The sequence below is a fragment of the Streptomyces sp. NPDC033131 genome (assembly GCF_055578365.1).
This window is the reverse complement of the sequence record NZ_JBVIPA010000001.1, coordinates 352,041-366,774: the sequence shown is the minus strand read 5'-3', so window position 1 is coordinate 366,774 and position 14,734 is coordinate 352,041. Positions and strand designations below refer to the sequence as shown.

The window sequence follows — 14,734 nt, the reverse complement described above, 5'->3', positions numbered from 1 at the left end:
AACGGTGGTTTGTCATGCCCGTCGAACAGCACAGCGACCCCTTCGAGGACCGGCTCGGCGCCGCGCTGCGTCAGGTCGGACACACCTTCCCCTCCGACGGTGCCGCACTCGCCGCCGCCGGGCATGCGCGCGGCAGGCGGCTGCGGCTGCGCCGCCGGGCCGCGGTCGTGGGCGGGGCGGCGAGTCTGACGCTCCTCGGCGTGGGCGGGATGCTGGTCCTGCCCGGTGAAGGTTCGGCGGACCGGGAACAGCGCACCGTCGCCACCGGGCCGAGCGCGACCTCCAGTGCGACCGCCACGCCCCTGTCCATGTCCCGGGCCGACATGATCCGTACGCTCCAGGAGCTGCTTCCCAAGGGTGAGTTCGGCGAGTCGGACGCGCGCGGCACGAACGAGGAGTTGCCGCCGTACGCACGTGTCGTGTTCGACGACGGCAAGGGCCCGGCGAGCGTGTCACTCGGCCTCGACCGGATCGAGCCGGGGAGCGATCAGGCCCGTCAGATCGCCGAGTGCCCGGACAAGGTGCTGACCCCGTACGACAGTTGCAGTTCCAGCAGGCTGGCGGACGGGTCGCTGCTCAAGATCTTCCAGGGTTACGAGTATCCCGACCGGCGTGTCGACACCAAGATGTGGACCGCCGACCTGGTCACGCCTGACGGGCAGTACGTCACGGTGAGCGAGTGGAACGCCGCGGCCGAGAAGGACGCGCCGGTCAGCAGGCCGAACCCGCCGCTGTCCAAGGAGCAGTTGAAGGAGCTGGTGTCGGCCGGGGTCTGGCGGCAGGCCGTCGACGCCATGCCCGCGGGCGGCGAGGCCGACAAGCCCGACCCCTCGGTGTCGGACACCGCCCTGCCGGGAGTCGAAGGCGGCGGCATCGGGCAGACCCTCGCCGGTCTGCTTCCCGAGGGCGTCGAGGTGGTCGCCGAGGGCGGTCAGGAGACCGAGTACGCCTACCTCGTCGTCGACGACGGCAAGGGCAAGACCTTCGTCCAGGTCAACGTCCAGCCCGACATGCGGGACGTCGCCGACGAGCTCTACGGCTCCGGATCCGAGACGCTGCCGAACGGCACCCGCGTGACCACCCGGCAGGGGCCCGGCGAGAAGCCGGGGTCGGGGGTCGTCATGTGGACCGCCGACACCATGAGGGCGGACGGGATGCGAGTCGTGATCAGCGCCTTCAACGCCGCCGACCAGAACAGCGACGCGACCCGTGCCACGCCCGCCCTCACGATCGAGCAGCTGAGGTCCATCGCCCTCAGCCCGAAGTGGGACGCGCTCCGCTGATGGCGGGAAGAACCTAGAAGAACTCCGACCACGGCTGGTCCCAGACCTGCTTCACGCACAGGACCAGGAACAGCAGGCCGGCGATCGCCAGCATGCCGTTGCTCAGGGGGCCGTTGCGCCACTCCCGCGGGGTGCGGGCCGAGTTCAGCAGCCAGATCAGCGTGCCGGCCAGGAAGGGGAGGAAGGCGGCGCCGAGCACGCCGTAGAGGACGATCAGGCGGAACGGCTGGCCCTGGAAGAGCAGCACGATCGGCGGGAACGTCAGCCAGAGCAGGTACGCCCGGAAGGGCCACGACTTCTCGCGGGCCCCGGACGCGACCTCCTCGCCCTTCACCTCGCCGCGCTTCTGATAGCGGGCCACGAAGTCCGCGAACATCAGGCTCACGCCGTGCCAGACGCCGATCAGGGAGGTGAAGGAGGTGGCGAAGAAGCCGATCAGGAAGAACTTTGCGGTCGCCGTGCCGTACTTGTCCTCCAGGATGTCGCTGAGCTGGATCAGGCCCTTGTCGCCGCTCGCGATGGCGACGTTGGCCGAGTGGAGGAGCTCCGCTCCCACGAAGAGCATCGAGACGACGAAGATGCCGGTGGTGGCGTAGGCGACGCGGTTGTCCAGGCGCATCACCTTCATCCAGCCCGTGTCGGTCCAGCCCTTCGCGTTGACCCAGTAGCCGTACGCGGCCAGCGTGATGGTGCCGCCGACGCCGCCGATCAGGCCGAGGGTGTTGAGGACGGAGTCCTTCTCGTCGGGGAGGACGGGCAGGAGGCCTGCGAAGGCGTGGCCCAGGTTCGGGGTGACGCGGATCGCCAGGTAGACCGTCACCACGAACATGACGCCCACCAGGACCGTCATGACCTTCTCGAAGACCGCGTACTTGTTGAACCAGACGAAGACCAGGCCGACCAGGCCGCACGCGATGCCCCACCACTTGAGGTCCATCACGTCGGGGAACAGCGCCTGCAGCGGAAGCGCGCTGGACGACATCGCCGCCGCGCCGTAGACGAAGCCCCAGATCACGACGTAGACGACGAAGAACCAGGTGGTCCAGCGGCCCAGGCTCGCCCAGCCCTCGAAGAGGGTGCGGCCGGTGGACAGGTGCCAGCGGCCCGCCGCCTCGGCGAGGGAGATCTTGACCAGGCAGCCGATGACGGCGGCCCACAGGAGGGTGTAGCCGAAGTTGCTGCCCGCGATGAGTGTGGCGACGAGGTCGCCGGCGCCGACGCCGGTCGCGGCGACGACGATTCCCGGGCCGATGTACTTCCAACTGGACTTTCTGGGTGCTGGGGTGGCTGCCGTCCCTGTCGCTGTGTTGTCCGTGGTGTCCGCCATGCCGATCAAGAAAGCGCAAAGCGGGCGAGGGCACAAGAGGGCGTGCGTTGAAGGAAGACGACGGTCCGGGGGAGGCCCCGGGGGCTGGGCGGGCCGCCGGGGCCCGGAGCCTACGGCTGTCGCCGACCGCAGCCGTCGGACCCGCACGTGCCGAGCTCGAACCAGACGGTCTTGCCCGGCCCGTCCTGGTGGCAGCCCCAGCGCAGGGCGAGCGCGTTCACCAGGAACATCCCCCGGCCGCTCTCCGAGGCGCCCGCGGCGAGCACCTGCGGAGTACGGCGGCCGAAGTCCGCGACCTCGCAGCGCAGGACGCCGTGCGCGGCGGTCAGGGTGAGCCGGAAGCGGCTCGCGGAGTGCAGCAGGGCGTTGGTGGCCAGTTCGCTGACCAGGAGCTCCGCCGCTTCCAGCACCTCCTCGCGCTCTGCCAGGCCCCATCCCTCCAGCTGCCTGCGGACCTCGGCGCGGGCCTCGCGGACGGCGGTGGGGCGGGGGTCGTACTCGACGCTCAGATGACCTGCTCCCAGGGGGGGTTGGGGGTAGGCGCCGTATCTGGGGTCGGGGTCCGGGAGGGCTCCCCCGGAGAGTTGCAGCATGCTTTCAGGGTGTCCTCCCCGGCCGGCCGGTACACGGGGAGGACTACCCGATTCCGTACCTGTACGGCTGCTGCGGCCGGCTGCGGGCTGATAGGCCGGCGGCTACGCGTACTGGAGGCGGACCGTCGCCCCGGCGCCCTCGTCGCGGACGTCTACGTACGCGCACACCTGGCGGGCGAACCACAGTCCCTGTGCGGGTTCCAGGTCTCCGGTGGGCGGCGGGACGAAGCCGGCGAGCGGGTCGTCGACGCGGCGCGCGATGCGCAGTTCGCAGACGCAGGACGGGGCCTCACCCCACAGGAGGGTGGCGGTGACCGGGCCGACGGTGGCCGCCGCGGCGGTGACCGACTCGGCGAACAGCTCCGCGTCCGCGACGGCCAGTCCACGCGCCCTCGCCCGCTGCCGTACGGCTTCGGCGCCCGGCCACACGAGCGGTTCCGCGTCGGCCGGGGGCGGTGGCAGTGGTACGGCGTCCAGCTCGGCGGCGATGCGTGCCGGGTCCTCGTAGGCGCCGGTGTCGGGGTGGGCGCGGCGGACCGCGTCGACGACGGCGTGGCCCGCGGTGCGGGTGTCGTAGGCGCACATGGCGGTGGTCGCGTACGGGGCGAAGAGGAGGTTGGCGAGGGCCTCGTACCGGATCCACTCGGCGGTCTCGCGCGGGGAGCGGCCGGCGCGGCCGTTCCACACGGGTTCCATGAGGAGGTGGACGCGGCCGCCGGGGCCGGCGTGTGCGGCGAGGTAACCGGCGCCCTGCGCGACGGCGTTGGCGGCCGATCCCGTGTACCAGTCGGTGTGCGGGATGAGGCCGACGTTCTCGGCGTCACTGCCGAGGGCGTCGTGCAGGAGGCTCAGCTTGTCGGGGGCGACGATGGCGACGGGCGGGGGTTCGCCGGTCGCGGCGAGGCCTTCTGCCAGGAAGGGGAGGGCGGTGGCGAGGAATTCGTCGTCGGCACCGAAGGCTGTCATGCGGTGGTCGAAGTGGCTCGGGGTGGGGGCGGGTTGGTGGGTCACCGGGGGTCATTCCTTTCGTGCGGTTGGTGTGGACGGTGCGCTGGGTGGGGGCTGGGGGGTGGGTGGGTGGCGCAGCCCGGCGCCGACGGGGTGCCGCCGCGCCCACCCGTGCCGCCCCAGCGGCACGACTGCCCGCGGCTGCGGCGGCGGGGGGGTGGCGCGGCACGGCGGCACGGCGGCATGGGGCTGTGGTGACGTGGGTGGGTGACGCGGCACGGCGGCATGGGGCTGTGGTGACGGGGGTGGGTGGCGCGGCACGGCTGCCCGTGGGTGCGGTGACGGGGGTGGGTGGCGCGGCACGGCTGCCTGTGGGTGCGGGGACGGCGGTGGGTGGCGCGGCGCGGCTGCCTGTGGGTGCGGGGACGGGGGTGGGTGGCGCGGCGCGGCTGCCTGTGGGTGCGGGGACGGGGGTGGGTGGCGCGGCGCGGCTGCCTGTGGGTGCGGGGACGTGGGGGCGCCGTTCGGCGGTGGTGGGTGCCCGTGGGCTCGGTGACGGCATGGGGTGTCAGCGTTGGGCTGTGACCCAGGTGGCGATCTGGCTGCGGTTGTTGAAGCCGAGTTTGCTGAGGATGCGTTCCACATGGCCTTCGGCGGTGCGGCGGGCGATCACCAGGCGGTCGGCGATCTGCTGGTTGGCGAGTCCTTCGGCGACGAGTTCGGCGACCTGGGCCTCGCGGCGGGTGAGGCGGATTTCGGGGCCGCCGGTCGACGCGAGTGCCGCGGGTGGGTGTCCGGGGAGGCCGGGTTCCTGGAGGGCGTAGGCGACGATCTCGGCGAGGTCGAGGCCGGCGCCGCGGTCATAGGCCTGCCGGAAGGAGGACCGGCCGACCGCTTCGAGGGCACGGCGTTCGCTGTCGAGGCGGGTGGTGATCAGGGTCTGGGCACCCCAGCGGTCGCGGTCGACGGCGATCCAGACGCGGTCGGCGCCGCCGAGGAGGACGGCCGCGCGTTCGTGGGTGCCGCCCCGCGTGGCGATGAGCGCGGCCAGGTCGAGGGTGAGGGCGATGCCGATGACGTCGTGGACGGCGAGTTTGAGGCGAAGGGCCTCCCGGGCGTGCCGTTCGGCGCGTGGCCAGTCCTGCTTGACGGTGTGGGCGAGGGCGAGCATCCGCAGGACGTAGGAGCGCACCCATTCCTCGCCGTGTTCCTCGCAGAGGCGAAGGGCCCGGTGACAGATCTCGACCGCCCGGTCGGCCTGGCCCAGGAAGCCGAGGGCGCAGGCGAGTTCGACCTGGTCCAGGCCGACGAGGCTGAGGTGCTGACCGGCGACGCGGCCGCGGGCGACACCGGCCTCGAAGTGGGCCAGGGCGGCGGGGAGGTCGTCGCTGAAGAGCCGGATGACGCCGATGACGTAGTCGGCGTGGGCGGCCTCGGCGGCGTCGTCCAGCCCGCGCGCCAGGGCATGGGCCTCCTCGGCTCTGCGCAGGCCCCGGGTGAGGTCTTCGGGGCATCCGGCGAGCAGTCCGGCGACCCACAGGCCACGGGCCCGTTCCCGGGTGGGCTCGGGGTTGGCGTCGAGGGCCCGGTCGAGCCAGTAGCGGCCCTCGCGGGGGGCACCGCAGGCGTGCCAGTAGAACCAGAGGGTGCCGGCGAGGCGGAGTCCGGCGAGCTCCTCCCCCGGCGCCGTGAGGCTGTGGTCCAGCGCCGCCCGCAGATTGTCCTGGTCGGCGCGGAGGCGGGCGACGGTCTCTCGTTGGCCGGGGCCGAACCAGGCCCGTTCGCAGGCGGCGGCGATGGCCTGCATGCGGTCCCGGTGACGGCGGCGGGTGGCGGGCTCCTCCTCACCGGCCGACTGCCGTAGGTGGTCCAGGCCGTAGTGGCGCAGGGTGTCCAGGAGGCGGTAGCGCACGCCGTCCGGGCCGGGCTCGCGGCACAGGACGGACTTGTCGACGAGGCCCGCGACCGCTTCGAGGACGTCGTACGACCGGATCCGTTCGCCGTCGGCGCAGACCGCCTCGGCCGTCTCCAGGTCGAAGCTTCCGGCGCAGACGGACAGCCGGGCCCACACCAACTGCTCGCGCTCGGTGCACAGTTCGTGGCTCCAGTCGATCGCCGCGCGCAGGGTCCGGTGACGGGGCAGGGCGGCGGGGCTGCCGGCGGACAGCAGGCGATAGCGGTCGTCGAGGCGTTCCAGGAGCTGTTCGACGCTGAGGACGCGCATGCGGACGGCGGCGAGTTCGATGGCGAGCGGGAGGCCGTCGAGGCGGCGGCACAGGCGGGCCACGGCGGCCCGGTTGGCGGCGGTGAGCCGGAAGCCGGGGGCGACGGCGGCGGCGCGGTCGGCGAAGAGGGCGAGGGCCGGGTAGCCGTCGGCGGCGGAGAGGTCGCCGTCGGGGTCGGGAACGGGCAACGGCCGTACGTCCAGCAGGTGTTCCTCGGTGAGGCCGAGGCGGTGCCGGCTGGTGGCGAGGACGCGGACGCCGGTGGTGCCGCGCAGGAGGGCGGCGGCGAGCTCGGCGCAGGCGGGCAGGAGGTGCTCGCAGTTGTCGACGACGAGGAGGAGGCGCCGGTCCCGTACGTGTTCGACGAGCGCGTTCAGCGGTGGCCGGGCGGAGTGGTCGTGCAGGCCGAGGGCGTCGGCGGCGGCGAGCGGGACGAGCGCGGGGTCGTCGAGGCCGGCCAGGTGCACGAAGCGCACACCGTCCGGGAAGGCGCGCTCGACGCGGGCCGCGATGCGGGTGGCGAGGCGGGTCTTGCCGACACCGCCGGGCCCGGTCAGCGTGACCAGGCGTGCTCGGGCCAACAGCTCGCGGCCGTCGGCCTGTTCACGGCGCCGGTCGACGAAGCTGGTCGTCTCGACCGGCAGGTGGCAGTCCCGTCGTGGCGCTGATCCGCCCATGATCAGCCAGTCCTCTGGGGGTTTCGGTGACGCCTCACCTTGTCCCGAAGTCCGGCATATATGCACGCGGCGGTCACACCCCCGGGTGCACTTCACGGGGGACCGCCCCACGAGGCTGCAACCCGCGTACACTGCATGGCCTTTCGCGTCTCCGCGACGACTCCGCGCCCTCGGGTCGAACAGTTCCCGCCATCGCGTCTTCCTCCAGTCTTGACCTGCTCATGCCATGCGCGGACGATGAGCGGCACACCCGCACCAGCTCGTCGCTGAACCACCCCCCGCTCCACTCCCCACCTCCGGAGATCCCGGAGTCCTGGAGAAACTAGGAGACTTCATGCGACTTCGCATACGAGGCTCGGGCGCCCGCCCCGGCAGACGGCGCGCCGCCGTCGCCGCCGTCGCCTCCCTGATGGCTCTCGCCCTCGCGGCCCCGCTCTCCGCGAACGCCGACAGCGCCCGGAAGGCGGCCCCGTCCGCCGACGACATCCGCCAGTACGAGGTGCACCTGCACTCCGACGCCAAGTCCCGTACGGACCTTCAGCGCTCCGGCGTGACCGTGGACGACGCCGACGACCACTCGGTCTTCATCTCGGGCCGCGCGGACCAGGTCAAGAAGCTGAAGCGACTCGGCTACGACGTCACGCCGATGGGCGCGGTGCCGGACCGGTCGAACGGCGAGGACGACGTACGGCTCCTCGACTTCCCCTCGGCCGACTCGCGCTACCACAACTACACCGAGATGAACGCGGAGATCACCACGCGCCTCTCGGCCTACCCGAACATCATGAGCAGGCGCGTGATCGGGAAGTCGTACCAGGGCCGGGACATCGTCGCCATCAAGATCAGCGACAACGTGGCGACGGACGAGTCCGAGCCCGAGGTGCTGTTCACCCACCACCAGCACGCGCGCGAGCACCTGACCGTGGAGATGGCGCTCTACCTGATCCGCGAGCTCGGGGCGGGCTACGGCTCGGACTCCCGGATCACCAACGTGGTGAACAACCGCGAGATCTGGATCGTGCCCGACCTCAACCCGGACGGCGGCGAGTACGACATCGCGAGCGGGTCCTACCGCTCGTGGCGCAAGAACCGGCAGCCCAACAGCGGTTCCTCGTACATCGGTACGGACATGAACCGGAACTGGAACTACCGTTGGGGCTGCTGCGGCGGGTCCTCGGGGTCGCCGTCCTCCGACACGTACCGGGGCACCGCCGCCGAATCGGCACCGGAGGTCAAGGTCGTCGCCGACTTCGTGCGCAGCCGGGTGGTCGGCGGGGTCCAGCAGATCAAGGCGGGCATCGACTTCCACACGTACAGCGAACTGGTGTTGTGGCCCTTCGGGTACACCACCGCCAACACGACCACCGGGATGACGGCCGACGACCGGAACGCCTTCGCGGCCGTCGGGCAGAAGATGGCCGCGAGCAACGGCTACACGCCCGAGCAGTCCAGCGACCTGTACATCACCGACGGGTCGATCGACGACTGGCTGTGGGGCAACCAGAAGATCTTCGGGTACACGTTCGAGATGTATCCCGGGTCCAGTTCGGGAGGCGGGTTCTACCCGCCCGACGAGGTGATCGAGCGGGAGACCGCGCGGAACCGGGACGCGGTCCTGCAGTTGCTGGAGAACTCGGACTGCATGTACCGGTCCATCGGCAAGGAGCCGCAGTACTGCGGCTAGGTACGCGGTCCCCGCGCACCTACGCCATTTCGGACGCGTCTTCGTCGAAGTAGGCGTCCAGCACCGCGTCCAACTGTGACTCCCACTCGGTGAACCGGCTCCTGGCCGTCGCCTCGATCTCGATCGGGTACCAGCGGCGGTCAGGGGTGTGGACCGTGATGGTGAACCGCTTGCCGAAGCGGGGGGACTCCGTCTCGACCGCGCCGATCTCGTCCCAGCGGAACTCGCAACTCTGGTCGTCGAGGGTCAGGCGGACGCCCCGGTGGTCCGCGACGATCTTCGCGCGGCGGTCGGAGGCCTCGAAGACGGGGCCGTCGGGGACCTCCCCGGCCTCTTCGGACTCCTCTGACGTCCCGGACTCCACTGACGTTTCGGACGCCTCGGGCCCATCCGGCTCGTCGACGTCCGCGGTCCCCTCGGGGGCGGCTTCCTCCGTCTCCACGGCCTCCTCGGCGTCCGCCGACCTGGCGTCCGCCGGATCGGCATCCGCCGGGTCGCCGGACGCGGGTGAGGTGAGCCCGGGGATGAATGCCGGGTCGAATCCGGCGCCTTCCAGGGGCTGGCTGCTCGAACCTATGCGCTGCTCCACAGCGGGCAGTATGGTCGAAGATCCTGTGTCGGACACAGCCAGCCCCTGATTTCGTTATCAGACGCCTACACGAACACGCTCAGCACCGCCGCCACCAGGAACCCCGCGACCGACAGAACCGTCTCCAGTACGGTCCACGTCCTGAGGGTGTCCCGCTCGCTGATGCCGAAGTACTTCGCCACCATCCAGAAGCCGCCGTCGTTGACGTGCGAGGCGAAGATCGAGCCGGCCGAGATGGCCATGATGACCAGGGCGACGAAGGCCTGGGAGTGGTCGCCCTCGGCGAGCAGGGGGGCCACGATGCCGGCCGTGGTGACGATGGCGACCGTCGCCGAGCCCTGGGCGACGCGCAGGACCACGGAGATCAGGTAGGAGAGGGCGATCACCGGGAGGCCGACGTCGTTGAAGGTGTCGGAGAGTGCCTGGGCGACGCCGCTGGCCTTGAGGACGGCGCCGAAGATGCCGCCCGCGCCGACGACCAGCAGGATGTTGCCGACGGGCTTCAACGACGCCGTGGACACCGTCTCCAGAGACCTGCGGGACCAGCCGCGGCGGATGCCGAGCAGGTAGTACGCGAGGAGCAGGGCGATCGTCAGGGCCACGAACGGGCTGCCGAAGAACTCGATCACCGAGCGGCCGGTGGAGGGGTCCAGCGCGATCGACGAGAAGGTGGCCGCGAGGATCAATACCAGCGGCGTACCGATGATGCCGAGGACCGTGCCGAGCGGTACCGGCGTCTCCTGCGGCTCCACGCCCGACGCGCGCTGCTCGTTGACGACGGCGAGCTTGGCTTCCGCCGCCGCCTCCACCATGTCCTGCGGTACGGCGACGAAGATGCGGCGGCCGATCCACGCCGAGTACGCCCAGGCGGCCAGCACGGCCGGGATGCCGCAGACGATGCCCATCAGGATGACCCAGCCGAGGTCGACGTGGAGGAGCCCGGCGGCCGCGACCGGGCCGGGGTGGGGCGGCAGGAAGGCGTGGGTCATCGACAGGCCCGCGAGCAACGGCAGGCAGTAGAGCAGGATCGACTTGCCGGAGCGTTTCGCCGCCGCGTACACGATCGGCGCGAGGACGAAGATGCCGACGTCGAAGAAGACCGGGATGCCGAAGATCAGGCCGGTCAGGCCCATGGCGAGCGGCGCGCGCCGCTCGCCGAAGAGGTTCAGGAGACGGGACGCCAACACCTCCGCGCCGCCGCTGACTTCGAGGATCGCGCCGAGCATGGTGCCGAGGCCGATGATGATCGCGACATGGCCGAGGATGCCGCCCATGCCGGACTCGATGGTCGAGACGGCGTCCGACCGTTGGACCGTGCCGAAGAGTTCGGTGACGGACAGCCCCGCGAGCAGGCCGACGGCTATGGAGACGGCCAGGAGGGCGACGAAGGGCTGGAGGCGGACCTTGATGATCAGGAACAGCAGGAGGCCGATGCCGAGGGCGGCGACGGTCAGCAGACCCGCCGTGCCGTCCATGAGGAGGAGCAGGCCTCCGGTGTGGGGTGGGGCTTCGGGGGTGGGGGCCGCGGCGAGCGGATGGGACATGGGGGGTCCTCTGGGTAAGTACATACAGCTTTCGGGCAGGTGTGATCGCGGCACGGCGCCCGTCGAGTCGTCGGGCGCCATGCCGTGTACGGAGTGCGGGAGTTGAGGGAGCGTCAGCCGGGCTCAGCCCAGGACGGCGAGTGCGTCGATCTCGACGAGGAGCCCGGCGGGAAGGCCGACGTAGACCGTCGTGCGGGCCGCGGGCGGAGCGGTGAGGGCCTGCTCCTCGAAGTAGGTGTTGTAGATGGCGTTCATCTCGGCGAAGTGGTCCACGTCCGTCAGATAGACGCGGATCATCATCACGTCGTCCCAGCTCGCGCCGCCCTCCTCCAGGATCGCCTTGACGTTGGCGAGGGTCTGGAGGGTCTGCTCGCGCAGGGTCGGACCGGCGGGCGTGGGCGGCTTGCCCTCCTCGGCGGGCAGGAAGCCGACCTGGCCTGCGACTTGGAGGATGTTGCCCTTGCGCACGCCGTGGGAGAACTTCGCGGGCGGGGTGGTGTGGGTCTTCGGGGTGAGCGCGGTCTTCTCGGTCATGAGGTGGCTTCCTTGACGGGGGCTCTGCCGGAGTACTCGCCGCTGATCGCGTCCGCGGTGCGGCGGACCAGCGGCAGCAGGGTGAGGAGTTCGTCGGCGGTGACGACGACGTTCGGCGCGGAGACCGACATCGCGGCGACGACCCGGCCGTCGGCGCCGCGGATCGGCGCGGCGACGCAGTTGATGGACTCCTCGTGGCCACCGAGGTCGGTGGCCCAGCCCTGTTCGCGGACCTTGTCCAACTCCCTCAGGAAGGCGGGGGCGTTGGGGGTCGAACGGGCTGTGTACATGGGGTAGTCGAGCTTGTCGGCGAGGGCCCGGCGCTCGGGTTCGGGCCGGTCGGCGAGGAGGAGCTTCGCCACGGCGGCGACGGTGATGGCGACGGGCTTGCCGATCCGCGAGTACATCCGCACCGGGTACCGGCTCTCCACCTTGTCGATGTAGAGGACCTCGTCGTCCTCGTGGACGGCGAGGTGGACGGTGTGTCCGCACTGTTCGTTGAGGCGTACCAGGTGGGGGTGGGCGATCTCGCGGATGTCCAGGTTCTCCATCGCTTCCTGGGCGAGCGCGATGAGGCGGGCTCCGAGGCGGTAGCGCTGGTCGGACTGGCGGTAGACCATGCCGTGCTCGTGCAGGGTGCGGAGGAGGCGCAGGGCGGTGGACTTGTGCACCCCGAGGCGGTCGGCGACCTGCCCCAGGTCGGCGGGGCCCTCGGCGAGCAGCGGCAGGATGTTCAGCGCGCGGTCGACGGTCTGGCTCATGGCGTACGTACCTCCTCCTCGGCCCGCTGTGCGGCCTGTGTCCAGCCGGGGCCGAGTCGAAGTCTCCCCCACGCGTCGTCGTCGAGGGCCGCCAGGCGGTCGGCGTGGTCGCGGGTGGGGGGCGGGGCGAGGTCGCCGGGGGCGGTGAGGGTGGCGGCGGCCCAGAGGTGGCCGTGCCTCAGGCGGACGCCCAGGGGCAGTCCGCGCAGGGTGGCGGAGAGGAACCCGGCGGCGAAGGCGTCACCGGCGCCGGTGGGTGCGACCACGTCGACGTTGAGGGCGGGGACGCAGGTGAAGGGCTGTTCGGCACTCGGGGTCGCCGTTGGGGGGTGGGGTGCGCAGCCCGGCGCTTGCGGGGTGCCGGGCCTGTAGGGGTCGGGAGCCGCCCCAGCGGCACGACTGCCCGCGGGACGACGGACAAGCGTCGCTCCCCGAGCCCCCTGTTTGACCACCAGCATCCCCGGCTCCGGCAGCGCCTCCCGGATCGCCTCCGGTCCGCCCGTGACCCCCCACGCCTCCTCCGCCTCGTCCTCTCCGACGAACACGATGTCGGCGCCGCGGGCCAGTTCCAGCAGGACCTGCGGCCCGTCGGTGTCCTGCCACAGGCCGGCGCGGTGGTTCACGTCGAAGGAGACGGTCGGGCGGCCGGGCCGTCGGGTGGTCAGCTCGCGCAGCAGTGCCAGGCAGCCTTCGGACAGGGCCGCCGTGATCCCCGACAGGTGCAGGATCCGGCCCGCCCGGACCGCGACCGGGTCCACGTTGTCCACGGTCATCGCGGAGGCCGCCGATCCCGCCCGGTAGTACGCCACCTCGTGGGCGTCGGTGGACCGGTCCCCCGCTGTGCGGAAGTAGATGCCGGTCGGCCGGGCCGGGTCCCGGTGCACGGCGGAGACGTCGACGCCGTACTCCCCGATCGTGTCGGTGAGGTGGTCGCCGAAGGCGTCCGCGCCGACCCGGCTGATCCATCGCACGGAGTGTCCCGCGGCGGCCAGCGCGCAGGCGAGGTTGGACTCGGCGCCGCCGATGGCCCGGTCGAAGGAGGGGACGTCGGCGAGGCGGCCCGGCTGGGAGGGCAGGAAGGTGACCATGGACTCGCCGAGCGCGACGACGTCCACGACGTCGGGGGCATTGCAGGGTCCGCTGATGGTCACGATCGTCGTAGCTCCTGAACCTTGTTCGCGGGCGGCGGCTCCGTTGACCGACGTTGGCGGAGATGTTAGACAGCGGTAAGCGATATACGCAATGAGCGTTGCGTTGTGTGCAACGACTTGGCAACGTACCTGATCAGGGAGGCTCCATGGCCAGCGAAGCGCTCGCCCGCCTGCCAGCGGAACGCGTCGACCACCGTTTCAAGGGCCTCCCCCCGGACGCAGACGGCCTCACCGTGGGCGAGCTGGCCGCCCAGCGCCGCAACCTCTTCACCGACGGCTTCGCGACTCCCGTGCTGGCTCTCTCCGCCGAGCGCCTGGCGCACAACCTCGGACTCATGGAGACGTACGCGACCCGCCACGGCCTCGCCTTCGCCCCGCACGGCAAGACCTCGATGGCCCCTCAGCTCTTCCAGCGCCAGATCGAGCACGGGGCGTGGGGCATCACGCTCGCGGTGCCGCACCAGGTGCGGGTGGCCCGGGCGTTCGGCGTCCAGCGGGTGTTCCTCGCCAACGAGCTGGTCGACCCGGCCGCCCTGCGCTGGATCTCGGCACGGCTCGACGCCGACGACGGCTTCCGTTTCGTCTGTTACGTCGACTCCGTACGCGGGGTGCGCCTGATGGACGCGGCGCTGCGGGGGGCCTCACGCCCCCTGGACGTGGTCGTCGAACTCGCCGCCGGCGAGGACGCCCGCACCGGGGTCCGGACGGAGGCGGAGTGCGTGGCGGTCGCGGACGCCGTGGCGGCGACGCGGACCCTGCGCCTCGTCGGCGTCGCGGGCTACGAGGGCGAGGTCCCGCAGGCGACCCCGGAGCGGGTGCACGCCTGGCTGCGGCGGCTGGTGGCGCTCGCCGTCGACTTCGACAAGGCGGGGCGGTTCGCGGACGCGGAGGACATCGTGGTGAGCGCGGGCGGCAGCGCCTGGTTCGACGCGGTCGCCGACGTCTTCGCGGAGATTCCCGAACTCTCCGCCCCCGTACTGAAGTTGCTGCGCTCGGGCGCCTACGTCTCGCACGACGACGGCCACTACCGCAAGATCACCCCCTTCAACCGGGTCCCCGAGGAGGGCGCCCTGGAGCCCGCCTTCCGGCTCTGGACGCAGGTGGTGTCGCGGCCCTGTGCCGAGCAGGCCTTCGTGAACGCGGGCAAGCGGGACGCGGCGTACGACCTCGATCTGCCCTTCGCCCAGGTGGTCCGCCGGGACGGCGTCGAGCGTCCCGCCACCGGCATCGAGGTGACGGCCCTGTCCGACCAGCACGCCTGGCTGCGGACGGCCCCGGACGCGGACCTGGAGGTCGGCGACTGGCTGGGGCTCGGGCTGTCGCACCCGTGCACGTCCTTCGACAAGTGGCCGCTGATCCCGGTCGCGGAGGCGGACGGCACGGTCGTCGACTACATCCGTACGTTCTTCTAGGAGGTC

The 14,734-nt window shown here is 71.6% G+C and carries 12 protein-coding genes; 3 read left to right on the top strand and 9 right to left on the bottom strand.

The features are described 5' to 3' along the window. The first annotated feature begins 14 nt into the window (after nt 1-14). A complete protein-coding gene (locus ACZ5XS_RS01595) occupies nt 15-1,283 on the top strand; it encodes a hypothetical protein (protein ID WP_468647207.1) in 1,269 nt (422 codons plus the stop codon). A gap of 13 nt (nt 1,284-1,296) precedes the next feature. Here the strand turns inward: ACZ5XS_RS01595 and ACZ5XS_RS01590 are convergent, their stop codons facing one another. From ACZ5XS_RS01590 to ACZ5XS_RS01575, 4 genes are all read right to left on the bottom strand, one after another. Continuing rightward, nucleotides 1,297-2,610: an Nramp family divalent metal transporter gene (locus ACZ5XS_RS01590; RefSeq protein WP_468647206.1), complete on the bottom strand. Its 1,314-nt coding sequence runs from the start codon at nt 2,608-2,610 to the stop codon at nt 1,297-1,299. Nucleotides 2,611-2,720: 110 nt separating this feature from the next. Next, nucleotides 2,721-3,203 carry an ATP-binding protein gene (locus ACZ5XS_RS01585; protein WP_468647205.1) on the bottom strand — a complete coding sequence of 161 codons (483 nt, stop codon included), beginning with the start codon at nt 3,201-3,203 and terminating at the stop codon, nt 2,721-2,723. A 102-nt stretch (nt 3,204-3,305) separates the two neighbouring features. After that, nucleotides 3,306-4,214 (bottom strand): anti-sigma factor RsbA family regulatory protein, encoded by a 909-nt coding sequence (locus tag ACZ5XS_RS01580; RefSeq protein WP_468647204.1) that lies wholly within the window; start codon nt 4,212-4,214, stop codon nt 3,306-3,308. A gap of 505 nt (nt 4,215-4,719) precedes the next feature. Next, a complete protein-coding gene (locus tag ACZ5XS_RS01575) occupies nt 4,720-7,053 on the bottom strand; it encodes an ATP-binding protein (RefSeq protein ID WP_468647203.1) in 2,334 nt (777 codons plus the stop codon). A gap of 334 nt (nt 7,054-7,387) precedes the next feature. On the opposite strand from ACZ5XS_RS01575, the gene ACZ5XS_RS01570 reads away from it, so the two are divergent. Further along, entirely contained in the window at nt 7,388-8,737 is a 1,350-nt protein-coding gene (locus tag ACZ5XS_RS01570; protein ID WP_468647202.1) for a M14 family metallopeptidase, read from the top strand. 19 nt (nt 8,738-8,756) lie between these two features. Here the strand turns inward: ACZ5XS_RS01570 and ACZ5XS_RS01565 are convergent, their stop codons facing one another. From ACZ5XS_RS01565 to ACZ5XS_RS01545, 5 genes are all read right to left on the bottom strand, one after another. Next, nucleotides 8,757-9,326: a hypothetical protein gene (locus tag ACZ5XS_RS01565; RefSeq protein WP_468647201.1), complete on the bottom strand. Its 570-nt coding sequence runs from the start codon at nt 9,324-9,326 to the stop codon at nt 8,757-8,759. Nucleotides 9,327-9,391: 65 nt separating this feature from the next. Then, nucleotides 9,392-10,870, bottom strand: coding sequence for a GntP family permease (locus tag ACZ5XS_RS01560; RefSeq protein ID WP_468647200.1), 1,479 nt, complete (start codon nt 10,868-10,870; stop codon nt 9,392-9,394). A gap of 123 nt (nt 10,871-10,993) precedes the next feature. Continuing rightward, nucleotides 10,994-11,404, bottom strand: a complete 411-nt coding sequence (locus tag ACZ5XS_RS01555; protein ID WP_217241283.1) for a RidA family protein — start codon at nt 11,402-11,404, stop codon at nt 10,994-10,996. Further along, the gene (locus tag ACZ5XS_RS01550; RefSeq protein WP_468647199.1) at nt 11,401-12,165 is read right to left on the bottom strand and encodes an IclR family transcriptional regulator; all 765 of its coding nucleotides are present in this window, start codon (nt 12,163-12,165) and stop codon (nt 11,401-11,403) included. The genes ACZ5XS_RS01555 and ACZ5XS_RS01550 overlap by 4 nt, the downstream gene beginning before the upstream one ends. Further along, nucleotides 12,162-13,316: a sugar kinase gene (locus ACZ5XS_RS01545; protein WP_468647198.1), complete on the bottom strand. Its 1,155-nt coding sequence runs from the start codon at nt 13,314-13,316 to the stop codon at nt 12,162-12,164. Before ACZ5XS_RS01545 ends, ACZ5XS_RS01550 begins: the two co-directional genes overlap by 4 nt. 146 nt (nt 13,317-13,462) lie before the next feature. Here ACZ5XS_RS01545 and ACZ5XS_RS01540 point away from each other — a divergent pair, with 146 nt between their 5' ends. Next, entirely contained in the window at nt 13,463-14,728 is a 1,266-nt protein-coding gene (locus tag ACZ5XS_RS01540; protein WP_468647197.1) for an amino acid deaminase, read from the top strand. The last annotated feature ends 6 nt before the right edge of the window (nt 14,729-14,734 follow it).